The organism is Lacrimispora sp. 38-1, from assembly GCF_049890855.1.
GTDB lineage: Bacteria > Bacillota > Clostridia > Lachnospirales > Lachnospiraceae > Lacrimispora.
This window is the reverse complement of record NZ_JBANEW010000058.1, coordinates 36,468-55,844: the sequence shown is the minus strand read 5'-3', so window position 1 is coordinate 55,844 and position 19,377 is coordinate 36,468. Positions and strand designations below refer to the sequence as shown.

The following is a 19,377-nucleotide window of genomic DNA, read 5'->3' as shown; positions in this document are numbered from 1 at the left end:
ATATACTACCTTCTCCCTTTCACAGCTTCGTTAAAACAGAACAAGGGGCACGGAAAAAACTCTTATCCCGTGCCTTCAAGCCCTGATTCTTTTTATCCTTTATTACTTTGAAAGCGGCTGAACACTGATCGCCTCTTCCATCATCTTATTAAAATCATCCTTGGTCATCTTTTTAAGCACTCCGTTGATGGCATCCTTTAACTCAGCATTGCCTTTTTTAACAGAAACACCGATGTTAATATCTTCATCAGAGACCTTGAACTCCCCGTCTGTACCGGTGAAATCAAGGAGCTTAAAATCAGGATATGCAATAAGAGCAGCCTGACCGGTTGGCTTATCTGTTACTACCACGTCACATCTTCCGGAATTTAAAGAAACAAGCATGGCCGGAGCGGATTCCTGTGCCGGCTGAATGTCTGCTTCCGGAATCTGGGGAAGACAGTTATCATACCAGATGGTGTTTAACTGGGAGGTAGCAACTGCGCCCTTTAAGTCAGCAACACTTTTTGCGTTCTCATACTTGCCGCCTGCTTTTACTAAAGCTACGATGGTTGCAAAATAGTATGGATCTGAAAAATCAACGGACTGCATACGTTCTGCTGTGATGGATTGTCCTGCGATGACACAGTCAACCTTACCGGACTGAACAGCAGGTACTAAAGAATCCCAGTCCAGCTTCACAATTTCAAGACTATAACCAAGCTCGTCCGCAATCTTTTTCGCCATCATTACATCATAACCGTATGCATAATCAGAGCTTCCGGATATCTTCACCGCTCCGTTAGCATCGGTTGGCTGAGTCCAGTTGTAGGGAGCATAGCTGCACTCCATGGCAACTTTTAATACTTTTTTGTCTCCTGCTTCTTTTCCTGCACCAGAAGTGCCTGCTGTGGAGTTACCGCCTGAACAGGCAGTTAATGCCGCCGCTGCCAGAGCTGCCGCCATGAGAGTTGATACAATTTTCTTCATAGTTTTTTTCATAACTGTTTTCTCCTCTTTCTTCCTTAATGAACTCTATGTAATAAATAGGTTCATTATAAAAAGATTTTTACTCCTTGTCAAGACTATTTACAGAATCCTCAATCAAGTCCCAGATTTCTTCTCTGCCCTGTTTGGTCTCTGCAGAAAATGGAATCACAGTTACTTCAGATCCGATTCCCAGCCCGGTACGCACCACCTTTAATGCTTTCGCCACCTGGCTCCGCTTCAGCTTATCCAGCTTCGTGGCAATAATAACCGGCTGATACCCATTGTTAACGATCCAGTCATACATGGTTTTGTCATTGTCTGAAGGCTCGTGACGGATATCGATCAGTAAAAATACACATTTTAACATCGGGGATTTATGAAGATAATTTTCAATCATCTTTCCCCATTTTGCTTTTACTTCCACGGCTACCTTTGCATAACCGTAGCCGGGAAGATCCACATAATAGAATGAGTCATTAATGCTATAGAAATTAATGGTCTGTGTTTTACCTGGTTGAGATGAGGTCCTTGCAAAGGACTTCCGGTTCATAAGGGCATTGATGAGAGAGGATTTCCCAACATTGGACTTGCCGGCAAAAGCAAATTCCGGTTTTGTATTCTCCGGAAGCTTGCTTGTAATGCCGCATACAGTCTCCAGTTCCACGGTTTTAATAATCATATGATTTCCTTTCTATTCCTGGACGAAAGCCTCTTTTAATACTTCAGGCATTTCCTTTACAAACACAATTGTAAGGCCTTCTGTTATCTCTTCCGATAATTCTGCGATGTCCGGACGGTTTTTATCCGGAACCAGAACCGTTTTTACACGGGCCATGCGTGCTGCAAGTATTTTCTCCTTTAAGCCACCGATGGGAAGAACCCGGCCTCTTAAGGTTATTTCCCCTGTCATGGCGACTGTTGCGCATACCTTCTGGTTTGTAGCGGCAGAAAGCATGGCAGTTGCCATGGTAATTCCTGCAGACGGGCCATCCTTAGGAACTGCTCCCTCGGGTATATGAAGATGAATATCATGCTTCTCAAAATAGTCGTCCGGCACTTTATATTCCGGTCCTACCGATCTGACATAGCTTAAAGCAGTCTGTGCAGACTCCTTCATGACATCTCCCATCTGCCCTGTCATCTGAAGAGTTCCCTTACCAGGCATTACATTTACTTCAATCTGCAGGGTATCTCCCCCTACACTGGTCCATGCAAGGCCTCTTACAATTCCCACCTGGTCTTCTTCATTGACATTGTTATAGGATACTTTTTCTTTCCCTAAGTATTTCTCCAGTTCACTTTCTGTTATTTCAATCATCCGGTTTTTATCTTCCAGAAATTCTCTTGCTGCTTTTCTGAACACAGCACCGATCCGCCGCTCTAAATTTCTCACTCCGGCTTCTCTTGTGTAGTTGTGAATGATCTTCTCCAGGGCCTGATCCGTTATGGTAACCGGTTTTCCCATGAGACCGTTTCTTTCCTGCTGCTTTTTCACCAGATAGTTTTTGGCAATATGGAATTTTTCATTCTCTGTATAGCTGTTTATTTCAATTACTTCCATACGGTCGAGAAGAGGACCGGGGATCGTTGTTATGGTATTGGCTGTTGCAATAAAGAGTACATTGGATAAATCAATGGGAAGTTCAATATAATGATCTCTGAATTTCACATTCTGCTCACTGTCAAGCACCTCCAAAAGTGCGGAAGAAGTATCACCTCTGTAATCACTGCTGACTTTGTCAATCTCATCAAGAAGCATCAGGGGATTGCTGACTCCTGCCTGTTTGACAGCCTCTGCAATCCTGCCCGGCATGGCACCCACATATGTTTTTCTGTGCCCCCGGATCTCCGCTTCATCCCGGATTCCACCCAGACTGATTCTTACATATTCTTTATTCAGCGCTTTCGCTACAGATCTTGCAATTGAAGTTTTTCCCGTTCCGGGAGGTCCAACCAGACATATAATAGGACTGGTTCCCTTTTTTGTCAGAATGCGGACTGCAAGGTATTCCAGAATCCGTTCCTTGACCTTTTCCAGACCATAATGCTCTTCGTCAAGCACCTGTTGCGCGTGAACGATGTTGTTATTGTCCTTTGACATCTTCTTCCACGGGAAATCAAGGACGGTATCCAGATACATCCGGACTACATTGGCTTCCTGACTTCCTCCTGGCATGGATTTAAAACGGTCTATCTCTTTTTGGATCTTTTCCTTAATCTCTTTATCTGCTTTTAATGCTTTTAAACGTTTTGCATATTCATCGCTGTCAGTGAGCGGATTATCCTCGCCCAGCTCTTCCCGGATTACTTTCATCTGCTCTCTTAAAATGTAGTCCTTCTGATTTTTATCAATCCGTTCCTTTACATGGGACTGCAATTCTTTTTTTACCTTAGTCACTTCAATTTCAGTAATCAGGTGTTTCATAACAAGAGCGTACCGTTCTTCCAGTAGCACGCTTTCAAGCACCTGCTGGCGGAGACGGTAATCCCATGACAGCTGAACCGCCACCTGGTCTAAGAGTTCTCCTAAATCCAGAATAACCAGCAGTCCCGGCACCACTTCCTTGGCAATCCTCTGGTTTTCCCTGCCATAGGCTTCCAGCTTTTCTTTCACGATCTCAGCCATCGCCTGTATGGTAACCGGATCCAGTATATCATCCGGCACCTGCAATTCCTCGATTTCTCCCACAAGAAGCGGTCCTTCACGATCAAGAGCCAGCAGCTCTGTCCGTTCCAGCCCTTCCACCATGACACGTATTACGTTGTTGGGAAGCTTCACCAGCTGTTTGATTAAAGCTACCGTTCCTACCTGATATAAGTCATCCATTCCGGGGTCGGATTCTTCGGGATTTCTCTGGGTCACCAGACATACCTTCTGATCTCCTACCATCGCTTTTTCAACCGCTGCGATGGATTTCTCCCGGCTGATATCAAAGTGCAGCATCATTTTGGGTAGAACAGTCATACCCCTTAAGGCAATAACCGGCATTTTAATTGTCTTATCTACCATTTGGTTCTCTCCTTTGCATTCAAAAAGGTGTTCCAGCAGATTGATTCGCTGTAACACCTTCCCGACTCATGCAGGGATCTATGCGATCTCGCCTGTCTTATCTTTTCTCAATTTCTGAGCCAGTGATTTTCTGGGCACTGCCGTATCCCGATAAACCAGCTCCGGCTCTCCGTTTTTATCCACAACCTCTTTGGTGATTCTGCAGATTCCGATGCTACTGTCTGATGGAATCTCATACATCAAATCCATCATAACGCTTTCCATAATGGAGCGTAAACCTCTGGCACCGGTTTTTCTTTCAACAGCCAGTTCCGCAATACGTTCCACTGCTTCACTGGTCAGTTCCAGTTTTACGTCGTCCAGCTCAAACAATTTCTGGTATTGCTTAATCAACGCATTCTTCGGTTCTGATAAAATCTTAACCAGAGCTTCCCGATCTAAAAGTTCCAGCGATACGGTGATTGGAACGCGTCCGATAAATTCAGGGATCAACCCGAATTTAACCAGATCCTGGGGCAGGGTCTTCTTTAAGAGATCATCAATATCCGTTTTGTTCTTATCTACAATTTCCGCATTAAATCCAATGGATCCTGCGCTTAAACGGCGTTCAATGATTTTCTCCAGACCATCAAAAGCTCCGCCGCAGATAAACAGAATATTGGTGGTATTGATCTGTAAAAGCTCCTGGTGGGGATGCTTTCTTCCTCCCTGAGGCGGAACGCTTGCAACCGTGCCCTCCAGAATCTTTAACAGAGCCTGCTGAACGCCTTCACCCGAAACATCTCTGGTGATTGACACATTCTCTGATTTCTTGGTGATCTTATCAATCTCATCGATATAAATGATTCCGAATTCTGCTCTGCTGATATCATATTCAGCTGCCTGGATCAATTTTAAAAGAATGTTTTCTACGTCTTCACCAACATAACCGGCTTCTGTAAGGGCGGTGGCATCTGCAATGGCAAAGGGCACATTAAGAACCTTAGCCAGAGTCTGCGCAAGATAAGTTTTACCGGAACCGGTAGGCCCCAACATCAGAATATTGCTCTTCTGTATGTCCACATCCAGTTTTTTACCGGATGTGATTCTCTTGTAATGGTTATATACTGCTACGGACAACACCTTTTTTGCTTCGTCCTGACCGATAACGTACTCATCTAAAAATGCCTTCATCTCTTTGGGCTTCATCAGATTAATGTTACTGAAATCAGGTGCCTCATCATCATGACCGTCGAATTCTTCCTCTAATATCTCCGCGCATAAATCAATGCACTCATCACAGATGTAGACATTATTGGAACCGGCTATCAGTTTTTTTACCTGATCCTGGGTTTTCCCGCAAAAAGAGCATCGGATCTTGTCGTCTGTTCTTACCGGCATATACACACCTCATACTTTCCTTGTTAATGGCTCATGCTTTTTGAGCATAAAGGGATACCCGAAGGGTGCTCCTTGTTAATGGCTCATGCTTTTTGAGCATAAAGGGATACCCGAAGGGTGCTCCTTGTTAATGGCTCATGCTTTTTGAGCATAAATCAGCGGTCGTGACTGTAAAGAATATTATCAATCAGCCCGTAAGCCTTTGCTTCATCAGCAGTCATGTAATTATCCCGTTCTGTATCACGTTCAATTACTTCATAAGGCTGACCAGTGTTTGCCGCCATAATTTCATTCAGGCGTTTCTTTATCTTCAGAATATTCTCTGCAACGATACGAATTTCAGTTGCCTGACCTTTCGCTCCGCCTGAGGGCTGGTGAATCATAACTTCTGCATTGGGAAGTGCAAAACGCTTGCCCTTTGCACCGCCTGACAAAAGAAATGCTCCCATACTTGCAGCCATACCCATGCAGACAGTAGAAACATCGCATTTGATATAGTTCATGGTATCATAGATCGCCATTCCGGCAGTCACAGATCCGCCCGGGCTGTTAATATAAAGATTGATATCTTTGGTGGGATCCTCTGCCTCTAAAAACAACAGCTGTGCCACAATAAGGCTTGCTGAAACATCAGACACTTCTTCACCAAGAAAAATAATTCTCTCTTTTAAAAGTCTGGAATAAATATCGTAAGAGCGTTCCCCCTTACTGGTTGACTCAATGACATAAGGTACTAAACTCATCTTTCTTCCTCCTGTCTGTTCTTGCTCACTCAAAACCGAATAGACTCCGGACAGGATGTCTGGAATCTACCGGGAATAAAACTTCTTAAACTAATTTTGCTTCTGCTACCAGGAAATCAACAGCTTCCTGTACTGCCAGATCTTCTTTCATCTGTGCAATGCCGCTTTCGCCAAGATATTCTTTAATCTGTCCAACTTCCATCTTGTAGCTTTCAGCCATAGTTGCAATTTCTTTTTCTACTGCTTCATCAGAAACAGCAATATTCTCTGCCTTTGCAACTGCCTCAAGAACCAGTCTTGTCTGAATTCTCTTTAATGCCTGAGGCTTCATCTGCTCTCTTAATGTTTCAATTGTCATACCTGTAAACTTCATATACTGGTCAAGAGAAAGTCCCTGGCTCTGCATTCTTCTTGCATAGTCATTCACCATGTTGTTTACCTGGCTGTCAATCATCGGCTCAGGAATATCCATAGCTGCGTTCTCCACTACCTTCTCTACAACATGATCTTCGTTTTCAGTAGCTGCTGCCTTCTGCTTTCTCTCAGCAACTTTTTCTTTCATGTCGTTTTTGTATTCTTCCAATGTATCATATTCAGAAACTTCGCCGGCAAATTCATCATTTAACTCAGGAAGCTCTTTTCTCTTGATTTCCTTAACGGTAACCTTGAACATAGCCGGTTTTCCAGCAAGTTCAGTGGAATGATATTCATTTGGGAAGGTTACGTTTACTTCACAGGCTTCTCCAATGTTCTTTCCAATGAGCTGCTCTTCAAATGTATCGATAAAGGAATGGGAACCGATGGTAAGCGGATAATCCTCGCCCTTACCGCCTTCGAAAGACTTTCCGTCAACGAAACCTTCGAAGTCAATTACTGTCTGGTCGCCGTCTTCTACTGCTCTGTCTTCTACGGTAACAAGTCTGGAATTCTGTTCCTGGACTTTCTTTAATTCTGCTTCAATATCTTCTTCTGTTACTTCAGCAGATGCTTTGGTTACTTCAATACCTTTATATTCGCCTAAAGTCACTTCGGGTTTTACGGCTACAGTAGCAGTATAGATCAGGTTCTGGCCTTTTTCAACCTGAACAACGCTGATTTCCGGTCTGGAAACGATCTCCAGTCCGCTTTCCTCTGCTGCATCTCCATATGTCGCATCAAGAGCTTCATTTACAGCGTCCTCATATAAGACACCTGCTCCATACATCTTTTCTACCATGGCACGTGGTGCTTTGCCTTTTCTGAAACCAGGGATATTAAATCTGCCCTTATTCTTATTGTAAGCTGCGGTAAGAGCCTTCTCAAACTCCTCAGCCGGCACTTCTACCGTTAATTTTGCCATGTTCTTTTCTAATTTTTCCACTTGTAAACTCATTAATGGGTTCCTCCTTGAGATATATGTGAACCGCCTTACCGACAGGGCGTTACACTTCAATTTAGCATTATACCATACTCGTCCCCTAAATTCCAGTATTATTTACGATAAAATCAGGTTTTTCCTGCGAGCTCCTTCATTTTTCCGGCGATATAAGGATCAAGAGGACGAATCTCGATCTGGGGCCTGGCAATGTAATATCCCTGGAATAAATAAATGCCGCAATTTAGTAAAAATACCAGTTCCTCTTCCGTTTCCACACCTTCTGCCAATACACAGATTTCGTTGCTGGAAGCAAAATCAAGCAGATTTTTTAATATCATCTGTCGTTTCGTATCCTTGTGTATCTGCCTTACCAGACTCATATCCACTTTCACAATCTCCGGACGCATATGCAGAAGAACGGATTCGCTGTTATATCCGGTACCGAAGTCGTCCACAGCTGTCTGTCCCCGCCATTTTCTGGCCATATCCATCTTTCTTTCCATGAGTTCCCGGCTGGCAGGTTCTCCTTCTGTCATCTCAATGACAATCCGGCTTAGAAGGCCATTAAAATTATGCTCCAGTTCTGCCTGTTCATCCTCGGTGATACACACAGAGGCAATGGAGTTAATAAACAGCTTTTCCGTTTCTCCCAAATGGCCCTTCTCCAGTTCAGCCGCTGCTGCCTTTAAGCCAGCAAACCAGGTCAGCGACTCAATCTGAGGCAGTTTTGCCTGGGACCTTGCAAGGTTTAAAACTTCACCGATTCCCCTTAAGTTTGTAAAATGCGGTCTCATCAGAAGTTCATATCCGTAGATACTGCCTTCCCGTGTCACAATCGGCTGAAAAACAAAACTTACATCTCTTGTTTCCAGCATTCGGTTCAATTCTTCACTGCCTGTCAGCATATAAGAATTATGGGTATATTCATCCAGGTCAAATTCCCTTACGTTGCCCTTCACACTATGTTTTACCATGTACATGGCAAAATCCGCATAATTAAACAGAGTTTCAAATTCTGCGGCATCATCAGGGTACCAGGACAGTCCCCCTGAAACCCGGACAGGAAGCATGTATCCGCCCTCCATGTTGAGAGCCGCCTTTTGAATGTACTTTACAAAATCACAGACATCCTTTCGTATTTTCTCTTTGCTGTCTCCATGTAAGTACGTCACAAATTCATCGCCGGAATAACGGGCTAAAATACCCCTTCCGGCAAAGCTGTTCTTTAAACAGTCCGCAAACAGAATCAGGTAGCGGTCTCCTTCATCATGCCCATATGTATCATTGATATACTTTAAATTGTCCAGATCCCACATGATCACTGCCCCGTATTTTTCCTTCTGGGTTCTCATCACAAACTCCACCTGTTCCCGAAACGCCCTCCGGTTATACAGTTCTGTCAGCAGATCAAAATTACGTTCCCATTCCAGCTTTTCTTTTTCCTGCACATCTGCAGTCACATCAGAGCATACGCCAAGAGTGGTTCCCGCCTTGGACTCATCTATGATCACCTGTACCCACCGTGTCCCGCCTTCCATCTCCAGACTCTGAAAAACACGGTCTCCCTTTATCCGCACACCGGTAAAAGTCTGATCCATCAGCATTTCAAATCTTTCAACCTCCAGATACCGGTATGGCTCCTCTATGGTTCCCCAGCCAAGCATCTCAAAAAGAGACTGGCTGCAGAAAACCTGATCTGCACCGTCTGCATACTCAAAAACTCCGATCATAACATTGGCATGGCGGAGGATGCTGGAAATCTTTGATGCAGACTGCTCCACGTCACGGCTTAACTGTTCAATGGTTTCCGTAAGATCATCAATTTCACGGATATGAACCCTCTTCAGCGCAAGCCCCCGGTTACCGGATTTACCCTTTAACTCTCCTGCCAGTCTCCGAATCGGTTCCGTCACAATCTTTCCAATGGCAAACGCTCCAAGCAGGCTGAACAAAATGGGAACCAGCATGGCACTGAACAGCATCCGCCGGATCGCATTATAAAATGCAAGCAGATCCTTCTGCCTTGCCATTCCCACAAGTACCCAGTCTTCTTTTTCCATTACCCCGTTGTTTGCATATGCATCAAGGCTGTTAATGCTTGCATACCACTTTGTTCCATCGGAAGATTCAATCTCGCTGATTGATTTCTTTCTGTTGTCTGTATAAGTTATATTCGCCGCTTCGTTGAAATACTGATTATAGAGATAGCCGGAATCAATCACCGGAACAATTTCTTTTGTCTCCCTGTTTCTGATTCCAAGGAGCCAGCATTCTTCAAAGCTGCTGTTGGTCTGTTTCTCTGATAAAATCTGTCCCAGCTGATTCAAAGTCATCTCCAGGCCCCAGACTCCCACAACGGTTCCATCGTCTAAAATCACCGGCACCGAATAAGTAATAACGGGCATGTCTTTGGGACTTAAGCGGAAAGGCGGACTTAAATAAGCCTGTTTCATCGCTTCATCCCCACTGATTCCTGCCTGGGAAGCCATTTTTAGAGGTTTTTGGTAAAACTCATTGTTTTTTGAATCTTCCCCTTTGCCAAACCCGATTTCCCAGAATGAGTCCAAAGGTATGTTATATTTTTCTGCCACAGATGGCAGCCCCCGCTCCATCAGAAGAGAAGAATTATCCGTCAGATACCCTCCCGGATTGGAACTGCGTATGTAAAAGCCTGCTTTCATATCGCTGGAACTATTGGCTGCTGCCGGCCCGTTAAGAACAAAATAAACTCCGGTTGCATAACTCATATGAAGCATATCGATGGACTTTTCTATTATCTGTTCCACAATCTCGCGGTTTAGCATGTAATCATTTGAAATGTCAGGTGCACTGCACCGGTTTTTCTTCAGAATCTGCTCAATTTCATCGGAAACGAAAGCGGAATGATTCAGCATGACAATCCAGTGATGAAGAGTCTCCTTTTCCAGGCCCAGTCTGGTATTCTCTGTATTCCGGCTTAAAACATGGATTTCATTATTCTTTAATTTAACAGAAACACCGCCGAAAAGCACCGTTCCGGCAATCACTGCAGCCTGCACAACCAGCAGGATTAACAGCGGTCCAAGCAAATGGTTTCGTATGGACTCACTTTTCTTTTCTTTCATAAACTACTCTCCGATGACTGCTTCCAATTGCCTTTTCGTGTCTTCATACCAGTTATTAAAATTCTCATCCGTTGTGAAATCTGCAACTGCTCTCTCCCGGTCTGCACCCTGGCTTATCATTGTTTCAATCTTCTGGTAATCTTCTCTGGCCTTTGAAGCCATAGAAGTCTGAAGAATCTCTCTGGCGCGGTCTCCCCCCTTAAAAGGTTTAGAAGTATAAAGTCTGTACTTATTTGCCGTATCCAGGCCAATGAGCAGGTTCTGGGATACTGCGCTTTTCTCCCCGGCTTCCTGTAAAAAAGGCTCCAGCAGGGATTGCTCCGCTGCCGCCTTTTTAACCGGCAGATACCCGGAACCAATGGCAAACTTCATATTCTGCTTTGTGTCGGTAAACCACTTCAGGAAGCAGACGGCTGCATATTCCCGCTTTTCTTCTGATTTGAAAACCATCATACCTGCTCCCTGGGAAACAGCGCAGGGTACCGTTCCCGCAAAGCCGGGAAGGGGATAGAGCTTGCTTTCAATGGCATAGTTTGTCCCATCTTCAAGGGTTACAGAGGTTGGGAAATACGAGATTCCACTGGTAGCTCCTACAAATGCCACCAGCTGCCCGGTCTTTACATCATCACTGCGAAATCTCCCGTAAGCGCCAAAATATCCGTTTACAAAGGGTATGTAGTAATTATCCCACAGTTTTCTCATTGCCTCTTTGTCAAAATCCAGAGTGGTTTTTCCGTCTTTCACAGAAAAAATCTCGTGCCCCAGCTGCAGACTGCCGATAATCATATAGTTGGCAAATGCATCTCTGCCAAAGAAAGCTTTCCCGTCGGAAGGCTTTTGCGTCAGGCTGTCTGTCCATTTGTAATAGGCCTCCGATATCCTGGTGATTCCTTCCCAGGTAGAAAATGCATCTTCCGATTCACCGGTTGCAGCGGCAAACTTCTCCCAGTCCGTCTTATTCACTGTAAGTATCTCGGTGGATTTGGCAATTGGAAATACTTTAACAGAGCTGTCATCATCAAATCTGCCCTCTTCCATGTATGCATCCACATATTCTGATATCTCATCGGAGGTAAGGTAATTACTTAAATCCGCTGCCAGTCCCATGCGGTCCACTTCATAGACCTTGTCCGCATAGGCAGAAAACACGTCAGGAAGCGGGTCTGAACCAACTCTGTGCTCAATACTGTCATTGATCGTATTGCTCAGTTCATCAATGCTTCCTTTGTTATAAGCCTTAACTATAATTCCTTTTTCCCGTCCTTCATTTTCATTAAATGATCTGACCAGACTGTCAAATTCTTCCTTCTGGACACCATTATAATAATGCCAGATTGAGATCGTAACAGGATCCCTGGAAGAAAGTCCATAGGGATCCTTTTTCTCGCATCCGGTAAGTAAGAATAAGCAGGAAGCAAAAGCAATTGGTACCATCCAACTCTTTTTCATAGGTTCACCTGCCTGTTACATGGGGATCTGGTCGTATTGAATTGCCTCTTTTATTTTACGTGCATGCAGTTTATCAACGAGTAATGTTAACAGCTCAATTCCCATGTCAAGTGCATACCCCAGCCCTCTGGCTGTCGTTATGTTTCCGTCTGTCACCACACCCTGCTTCACCACAGCAGCTCCCTTTAATTCCTGCTCAAATCCCGGAAAACAGGTTGCTTTTTTTCCCTCCAGAATCCCAAGCCTGCCAAGAATACTGGGAGCGGCACAGATCGCTGCTATCCTGCGGTTATCTTCATGTGCTTCCATCAGCGCCCGGACCAATTCCTCATTTGCACCAAGGTTCCTGGTTCCCGGCATCCCTCCGGGAAGAAAGAGCACATCCCCGTCTTTTAAATCTGTCTGGGAAATCAATACGTCCGCCTGAAGTTTTATTCCATGAGAGCCGGTCACATTCTTTTTTCCGGTTACTGACACCAGTTTCACATCCTGGCCTCCTCTCAGCAGAACATCAACGACTGCAAGCAGTTCCACCTCTTCTGACCCATCCGCTAAAAACGCATAAACCTTACCCATATTAATCGTCTCCTTTCCAATTATGAAATGTACTGTTCATCGTAACCTTTATATAATCCACCAGATATCTCGTCTCCGCATCTTCCCCCTGAATCAGCCGGATCAGTGTGTCAGCAGCAGTCTTTGACTGGCCCTGATGGTCATTTAAAACCGTTCCTGCAATCTTTCCTTCCTTTATATAGCCCACTGTTTCCTGGAGCGCATCAACCCCCACCAGATAAATATCTTTTCCAGGCGTCATACCGGCTTCTTCCACCGCTTCCAGCGCTCCATTTGCCATGGCATCGTTGTTGCTAAATATCACATCAATTCTGGGTCCATATGTTGATAAAGCCTGTGCAGCCAGCTTTTTTCCTTCTTCCCTGTTCCAGTTGCCGGTACCGGAAAACAGCTCTTCCGATTTTACTCCGGCATCCGTTAAAGCCTTTATGGAATATTCCGTCCGGTATCGGGCGGCATCACTGCCTGCCTCCCCCTTTATCATCACATAAGAAAGGATACCATCACGGTTCCTGTCACCCTTTCCCGGGTTCTCAAGAATAATCTCCCCCTGATAGGTTCCTGCCTGCTTAGAATCCGTCTCCACGCTGGAAACTGCCATGTGCTGGTTCTTCCACCGGTTTCTCTCTGACTCATCCGGCTCGCTGTTGATGAAGACCAGAGGAACGCCTGCCTGGCTGGAAGTATCTGCAATTCTTCCCACTGCCGAAGCCTCCACCGGATTTATGATAATCCCTGCACACTTGCTGTCTATAAATTCCCTGATCTGCCGGTCCTGTTCGTTCTGGTCTCCTCCTGCATTGCGCATGATCACCTGGGCATGATAGGTCTCTTCCAGATACTGTTTCAATTCGGACCGGTACAGCTTCATAAATGTATCATCATAGCGGTAAATGCTTATTCCGATCTTTGGTCCTTCTTCTGCTTCAATTCCCTCTGTACCGGCTTCTTTATCCGAACTTTCCGCAGGTTTTGACTGGCTGCTTTTTCCTGCGCAGCCTGCCGCAGGCACCGCTGCCAGTACTGCTGCCAGTACCAGAAAAAAGAAGGCGGTCCGCCTTATCAAGCAATTCATATTTTTAATCTCCTGATTTTTACTGTATTTTCCATATTACCACGTTTTTCTTCTTTTTGCCACTATCTTCTATTTTTTATCCTATTGTGGTATACTAACCCTGTTTTACAGTATAATACTTGGAATCAGGAGGTTTTTTTCATGGAAATCGAGCGCAAATATCTGGTTACCAGTCCGCCGGAAAATTATGAATCATTTCCCCATCATCTCATTGAACAGGGATATTTATCAACGGATCCCGTTGTCCGGGTCCGCAAAGAGGATGAGACCTATATACTGACCTATAAATCCAAAGGGCTTCTGGCAAGAGAAGAATACAACCTTCCCTTAAATGAAGACTCCTACCGTCATTTAATCAGTAAAACGGACGGCTGCATTCTTACAAAAAAGAGATATTTAATCCCTGTGGAGCATTCCGGGCATCTGACCATAGAGCTGGATGTCTTTGAAGGCCGCTATGAGGGGTTAATGCTGGCTGAGGTTGAATTTGACAGTCTGGAGGAAGCTCACGCCTTTACACCGCCTTCCTGGTTCGGAAAAGATGTCACCTTATCAGGCGAATACCAGAACAGCCGGCTCAGCCAGCTGCCTTAATACTTTAAAAAGCACCCTGTCCGGCAGAATAACCGGAAAGGGCGCTTTTTAAGTAAGTATTTATTTTTTTGCAATATATTTTCTGATATCAAGAGCAATCGCAACTACAATAACGATACCCTGTGCAATGTACTGATAGTTGGTGTTGACTCCCAAATACTGGAGACATGTTTTTAAGATTTCAAAAACAAGAACACCGATTAAAACACCGGATACCTTACCGATACCTCCGTTTACTGACACACCTCCGATGGTACATGCGGCAATTGCTTCCAGCTCCCAGCCCATACCCATATTAACGGAAGATCCGCCGGATTTTGCTCCTACCAGGAAACCGCCCAGTGCGTAAAGTGCAGCAGCAGTCACATAGATAATAATCTTTGTCTTTTTGGTGTTAACACCGGAAACTTCAGCTGCCTGCTCATTTCCGCCAATGGCGTACATGTATTTTCCATGAGGAGTCTTGTTATAAACGAACCAGATCACAAGTCCTACAGCAAGGGCAATCAAAAACAGGTAAGGTATGAAACCGAACAGTCTTCCTTTTGCCACCTCCGTATAGGCAGGACGGTAACCGCCGATTGGTGTTGCATTGGTATAAACAAGACAGGCACCGTATACAATCAGCTGCATACCCAGAGTTCCGATGAAAGCAGGAACCTGCAGATAGGAAATCACCAGACCATTGATCAGACCGAAGAATGCAGCAACTAAGATACAGATCAGAAGCACTACAAACACCCACCAGATTCCAAAGTCCGGAAGATTGGGGAAAAATTTACCGCTGTAGCCCGGTTTCTGTAAAAGTGTACCTGCCAGACAGGCGGAAAGTCCTACGATACGTCCCGCTGAAAGGTCTGTACCTCTGGTAATCAGGCAGCCTGATACACCGCAGGCAATGATAAAACGAGGTGCCACATTTAAGGCAATATTTTTTAGATTGTCAAATGATCCGAATGATGGTTGCTTAATTGCCGTAAAAATGGCAAGCAGGACGAGGACAACGATGATTCCATTATTTATAAGGAAATCCTTCAAATTTATCTTCTTAGCTGTCATGACTTAACCTCCTGTTTGGAATTATTTTCCGTTTTGTTTATGTCGAATTTAGTGGCAAATGCCATGATTTTCTCCTGGGTTGCCTCACTATCCTCTACTTCTCCTGTGATTCGTCCGCCGCACATAACGATAATCCGGTTTGACATACCGATTAACTCCGGCATTTCAGAAGATATCATGATGATGGATTTGCCCTGTTTTACAAGGTCAATCATAATCTGATAAATCTCATACTTTGCACCTACATCGATACCTCTGGTCGGCTCATCCATGATTAAAATTTCAGGATTGCTTGCCAGCCATCTGGCAATAATCACTTTCTGCTGATTTCCTCCGGAAAGTGACTGGATCTGAGTCCTGTCATTTGGAGTTTTAATGCTCAGCTTTGCGATGCTGTCCTTCACAACAGATGCTACTTTCTTTTTTTGAATGACTCCCGCTGTTGTATAGTTGCGGTAAGAAGCAATGGCTGTATTGTCAGAAATACTTAAGCATCCGAAGATTCCGTTACCTCTGCGGTCCTCCGTAATCATTCCGACGGAATCACCAATGGCATCCTTTGGGCATTTAATCTCAACTTTCTTTCCAAGGACCTCAACTTCTCCTCCGGAAATATTCCTCATTCCGAAGATTGCTTCCATAAGCTCGGTTCTCTGGGCTCCTACCAGACCTCCAAATCCCAGAATCTCTCCTTTTTTCAGTTCAAAGGAGCAGTCCTGAAAGGAACGTTCATGGATACTGCTTAAATGGCTTACCTTCAAAACGGTTTCATCCGTCCGGTAATCATCCTTTGGAGGGTAAACATTTCCCAGTTCTCTTCCTACCATCTGTTTTACAATCTCTTCATCAGTGATATCTGCTACTTCCCATGAACCAACGTAAGTTCCATCCCGCATGATGGTGATGTCATCTGCAATCTGTCTGATTTCCGCCATTTTATGGCTGATATATATCATAGAAACTCCGCGGGACTTTAAGTCCCTGATGATACGGAACAGTGCTTCTACCTCATTATCAGTCAGTGATGAAGTAGGTTCATCCAGAATCACCAGTTTTGCATTCTGGCTGACTGCCTTTGCAATTTCTACTGACTGCATTTGTCCGATTGATAAGGTCCCAAGTTTCGCTTTGGGATTGAACGTCATTTTTACATCTTTTAACCATTTTTCTGCTTCTGCATTCATGGTTTTATGATCAATTACTTTAAGCGGTCCTATTTTATATATTGGAAACCGTCCAAGATACATATTCTCTGCAATAGAGCGAGCCGGTACCGGCTGAAGTTCCTGGTGTACCATTGCAAGGCCTTTATGAAGTGCATCATCCGGATTGGCAATACTCACCTTCGCACCATCAATCAGAACCTCACCTTCATCCATCTTGTATATGCCAAACAGGCATTTCATCAGTGTTGACTTACCTGCTCCGTTCTCTCCCATCAGAGCGTGAACGGTACCGGGACGTACTTTTAAATTGATTTTATCGAGCGCTTTGACGCCAGGGAAGGATTTGCTGATTCCAACCATTTCCAGTCTGTAATTCTCTGCCATCCCGCTTCTCCTTTCATTAATTCGTCCGTTTCTCAGGACATAAAGGGATACCTGTTAAGGTATTTCATTAATTCGTCCGTTTTTCCGGACATAAAGGGATACCTCTAACCTTTAAAAATCGGGTGTGCCTTACCGACACACCCGCTATTTGGGCTGCTGGAGATTATTTTTTTAATTTATCAAGAGTATCCTGGGCATTGTCCTTGGTAACCTTGATATAGTCTACCATGTTAACGTTGTCAACTGATTCACCCTTTAAGAACTTAACAGCCATATCGCTTGCTGTCTGAGCCTGAGAGAAATGATCATTAAATACGGTACCGGTCTGTTTGTCATCAATAACGTTCTGAACAGCTTCTGTTAAAGCATCAACACCTACTAAATAGATGTCTTTGTTTACGGTACGTCCTGCTGCTTCGATTGCCTGAAGTGCACCAAGTGCCATAGCATCGTTGTTGCAGAAGATTACTTCGATCTGATCGCCGTACTGTGTCAGAGCATCCTGGGCAATCTGCTGTGCTTTTGCCTGATCCCAGTCACCACGCTGTTTTAAGAGTTCTTTTACTTTTACGCCTTTGTCAGTCAGTGCTTTTACAGAGAATTCTGTTCTGTACTGTGCATCTACGTTTTCCGGGTCACCCTGGATCATGATGTAGTTTACAACGCCGTCTCCGTTGATATCACCCTTGTTGGATGTTTCAAGAATTTCTTCTCCCTGATAGGTTCCGGACTGTCTTGCATCACATCCTACATAAGTTGCATTGATCTTTTCATCTTTCCATCTCTGCTCTTCTTCGGGATCTGGCTCACGGTTAATGAAAACAACAGGGATTCCTGCATCTTTACACATATTTGTGATTTCAGGAGCTGATGAAGCCTGAACAAGATTTAAAATAAGTACGTCATATTTCTGGGTAATAAAGTTCTGGATCTGGTTGGTCTGTTCAGCCTGATCGCCCTTACCATCCTGAATTACCACATTATCTTTCTTAAAGCCCAGATCTTCTGTTAAGTAGCGCTGAAGCTCTGTACGATAAAGTGTCATGAAGTTATCATCGAATTTGTAAATGGAAATACCAACTTTCTTGTCAGCTAAATCCCCGCCTACTGCATCCTTTACGGCTGCTGCAGTTGTTTCTGCTGCGCTGGTATCCTCCTTCTTTGTTTCTGCTGCAGTGGTTGCTGCCTCAGATGCAGCTGTTGTGGCCTTTGAGCTGGAACCGCATCCTGCCATGGAAAATACCATTGCTGAAGCGAGACCTACTGCTACTACTTTTTTGAGTAATCTCATGATAAATCCTCCCTTATCATTATATAATTGTGTTCGATTAGTACTTTTACCTCATCGACAAGCACATTATAGCTTTATTTTGTGCACTATTCCATATAATTTTCTTGGTATATGTATCGAATTTTTTAGATTTTTCATGATTTACTCAATTTTTTTATAGTTTTTTATTGATAAATGCCAGTTTTTCCATTTTTCTATTTGGCAGTTAGGGTATTCTGTCTGCATTCATAATACTTATCCCTGCTTAATTCCACTGTTTCCTGTACATTTTTACCAAGAGACTCCGCTGCCGCAATTTTAAAGATCACTCCGGCATACTCATCACTGTCACATTGTACCGTTCCAAATATTTTTCCTTCCCTTACTCCTTCAACTCCCTGGGGAGTTCCGTCAATCCCAACCACCTTGACCGGTTTGGCACTTCCTTTCCGCTCAATGGCATCTGCTGCTCCCAGAGCCATATCGTCGTTGTTGCAGATCACCACCTCAATTTCATCCGGATACTGGGTCAGCCATTGATCCATCCAGGCAGATGCCTGGCTTCTGTCCCAGTTTGCGATAGCGCCTGTGATCTTTTCTAACGGCACGCCTCCATCCTTTAAAGTCTGAATGGACCACTCGGTTCTGATGAGAGAATCCTGATGGCTGCTCTCCCCTTCCAAAAGGACATAGCTCACCTTACCGTCTCCGTTTAAGTCAAGAGAAGAGGGGTCATCCCTGTAAGCATCCACCAGCATATTCCCCTGAAGCGTGGCGGATTCTTTCGCATTTTCCCCAACATAATAAAGCTTCTCCCAGCGCCGCATGTCCTCTTCCACCGGCTCTCTGTTAAAAAATACAACCGGCAGATCTGCATCCATTGCTTTCCCGATAATATTTGATGCAGCTGAACGGTCTACCATGTTGACACAGATTGCATCATACCCCAGAGAAATAAAACGGTCTACCTGGCTGTTCTGGGTATTCTGGTTCCCCTTTGCATCCACGATTTCCATAACAACCTTAATCCCGGTATCCTTTTCATATTCCTTCGCCTGTTCTTCCAGTTTTCCCCTTAAGGTATTAATAAATGAATCGTCTCCCCTGTATAAAGTCACTCCGATGCGAACCGCCTTGTTCGCCTCCTTTTTTCCGGACTTGTAATTCTGATAAAAGAATCCCAGAATAACAACAAATAAAAGAATAAACGCTGCCAGCACTCCATATTTTTTTTTCATTTC

At 44.4% G+C, this 19,377-nt stretch carries 15 protein-coding genes; 1 reads left to right on the top strand and 14 read right to left on the bottom strand.

All coding sequences use genetic code 11. From position 1 onward, the window contains the following. Nucleotides 1-102: 102 nt before the first annotated feature. From V7D18_RS15845 to V7D18_RS15800, 10 genes are all read right to left on the bottom strand, one after another. Nucleotides 103-981 carry a transporter substrate-binding domain-containing protein gene (locus V7D18_RS15845; RefSeq protein WP_426155516.1) on the bottom strand — a complete coding sequence of 293 codons (879 nt, stop codon included), beginning with the start codon at nt 979-981 and terminating at the stop codon, nt 103-105. Nucleotides 982-1,048: 67 nt separating this feature from the next. Then, a complete protein-coding gene (yihA, locus tag V7D18_RS15840; protein WP_426155514.1) occupies nt 1,049-1,648 on the bottom strand; it encodes a ribosome biogenesis GTP-binding protein YihA/YsxC in 600 nt (199 codons plus the stop codon). Nucleotides 1,649-1,660: 12 nt separating this feature from the next. Next, nucleotides 1,661-3,979 (bottom strand): endopeptidase La, encoded by a 2,319-nt coding sequence (gene lon / locus V7D18_RS15835; RefSeq protein WP_426155513.1) that lies wholly within the window; start codon nt 3,977-3,979, stop codon nt 1,661-1,663. Nucleotides 3,980-4,057: 78 nt separating this feature from the next. Next, entirely contained in the window at nt 4,058-5,359 is a 1,302-nt protein-coding gene (gene clpX / locus V7D18_RS15830; RefSeq protein WP_314460115.1) for an ATP-dependent Clp protease ATP-binding subunit ClpX, read from the bottom strand. A 155-nt stretch (nt 5,360-5,514) separates the two neighbouring features. Beyond that, nucleotides 5,515-6,135: an ATP-dependent Clp endopeptidase proteolytic subunit ClpP gene (clpP, locus tag V7D18_RS15825; RefSeq protein ID WP_426155511.1), complete on the bottom strand. Its 621-nt coding sequence runs from the start codon at nt 6,133-6,135 to the stop codon at nt 5,515-5,517. A 52-nt stretch (nt 6,136-6,187) separates the two neighbouring features. Further along, nucleotides 6,188-7,474 carry a trigger factor gene (gene tig, locus V7D18_RS15820; protein ID WP_426155509.1) on the bottom strand — a complete coding sequence of 429 codons (1,287 nt, stop codon included), beginning with the start codon at nt 7,472-7,474 and terminating at the stop codon, nt 6,188-6,190. Nucleotides 7,475-7,587: 113 nt separating this feature from the next. Then, nucleotides 7,588-10,563 carry an EAL domain-containing protein gene (locus V7D18_RS15815; RefSeq protein ID WP_426155508.1) on the bottom strand — a complete coding sequence of 992 codons (2,976 nt, stop codon included), beginning with the start codon at nt 10,561-10,563 and terminating at the stop codon, nt 7,588-7,590. A gap of 3 nt (nt 10,564-10,566) precedes the next feature. After that, on the bottom strand, nt 10,567-12,012 hold the full coding sequence (locus V7D18_RS15810; protein WP_426155506.1) for an extracellular solute-binding protein: 1,446 nt from the start codon (nt 12,010-12,012) through the stop codon (nt 10,567-10,569). A gap of 15 nt (nt 12,013-12,027) precedes the next feature. Continuing rightward, the gene (locus V7D18_RS15805; RefSeq protein WP_426155505.1) at nt 12,028-12,588 is read right to left on the bottom strand and encodes a DJ-1 family glyoxalase III; all 561 of its coding nucleotides are present in this window, start codon (nt 12,586-12,588) and stop codon (nt 12,028-12,030) included. A gap of 1 nt (nt 12,589) precedes the next feature. Continuing rightward, complete coding sequence (locus V7D18_RS15800) at nt 12,590-13,663, bottom strand: galactose ABC transporter substrate-binding protein (RefSeq protein WP_426155503.1); 1,074 nt, start codon at nt 13,661-13,663, stop codon at nt 12,590-12,592. A 141-nt stretch (nt 13,664-13,804) separates the two neighbouring features. On the opposite strand from V7D18_RS15800, the gene V7D18_RS15795 reads away from it, so the two are divergent. Then, the gene (locus V7D18_RS15795; RefSeq protein WP_117418157.1) at nt 13,805-14,257 is read left to right on the top strand and encodes a CYTH domain-containing protein; all 453 of its coding nucleotides are present in this window, start codon (nt 13,805-13,807) and stop codon (nt 14,255-14,257) included. 60 nt (nt 14,258-14,317) lie between these two features. Here the strand turns inward: V7D18_RS15795 and V7D18_RS15790 are convergent, their stop codons facing one another. The 4 genes from V7D18_RS15790 to V7D18_RS15775 form a co-directional block, all read right to left on the bottom strand. Beyond that, the gene (locus V7D18_RS15790) at nt 14,318-15,316 is read right to left on the bottom strand and encodes a galactose/methyl galactoside ABC transporter permease MglC (RefSeq protein ID WP_426155502.1); all 999 of its coding nucleotides are present in this window, start codon (nt 15,314-15,316) and stop codon (nt 14,318-14,320) included. Next, a complete protein-coding gene (locus V7D18_RS15785) occupies nt 15,313-16,866 on the bottom strand; it encodes a sugar ABC transporter ATP-binding protein (RefSeq protein WP_426155500.1) in 1,554 nt (517 codons plus the stop codon). Before V7D18_RS15785 ends, V7D18_RS15790 begins: the two co-directional genes overlap by 4 nt. 163 nt (nt 16,867-17,029) lie before the next feature. After that, entirely contained in the window at nt 17,030-18,157 is a 1,128-nt protein-coding gene (locus tag V7D18_RS15780) for a galactose ABC transporter substrate-binding protein (protein ID WP_426155498.1), read from the bottom strand. A 194-nt stretch (nt 18,158-18,351) separates the two neighbouring features. Beyond that, nucleotides 18,352-19,374, bottom strand: a complete 1,023-nt coding sequence (locus V7D18_RS15775) for a galactose ABC transporter substrate-binding protein (protein ID WP_426155496.1) — start codon at nt 19,372-19,374, stop codon at nt 18,352-18,354. Between the last annotated feature and the right edge of the window lie 3 nt (nt 19,375-19,377).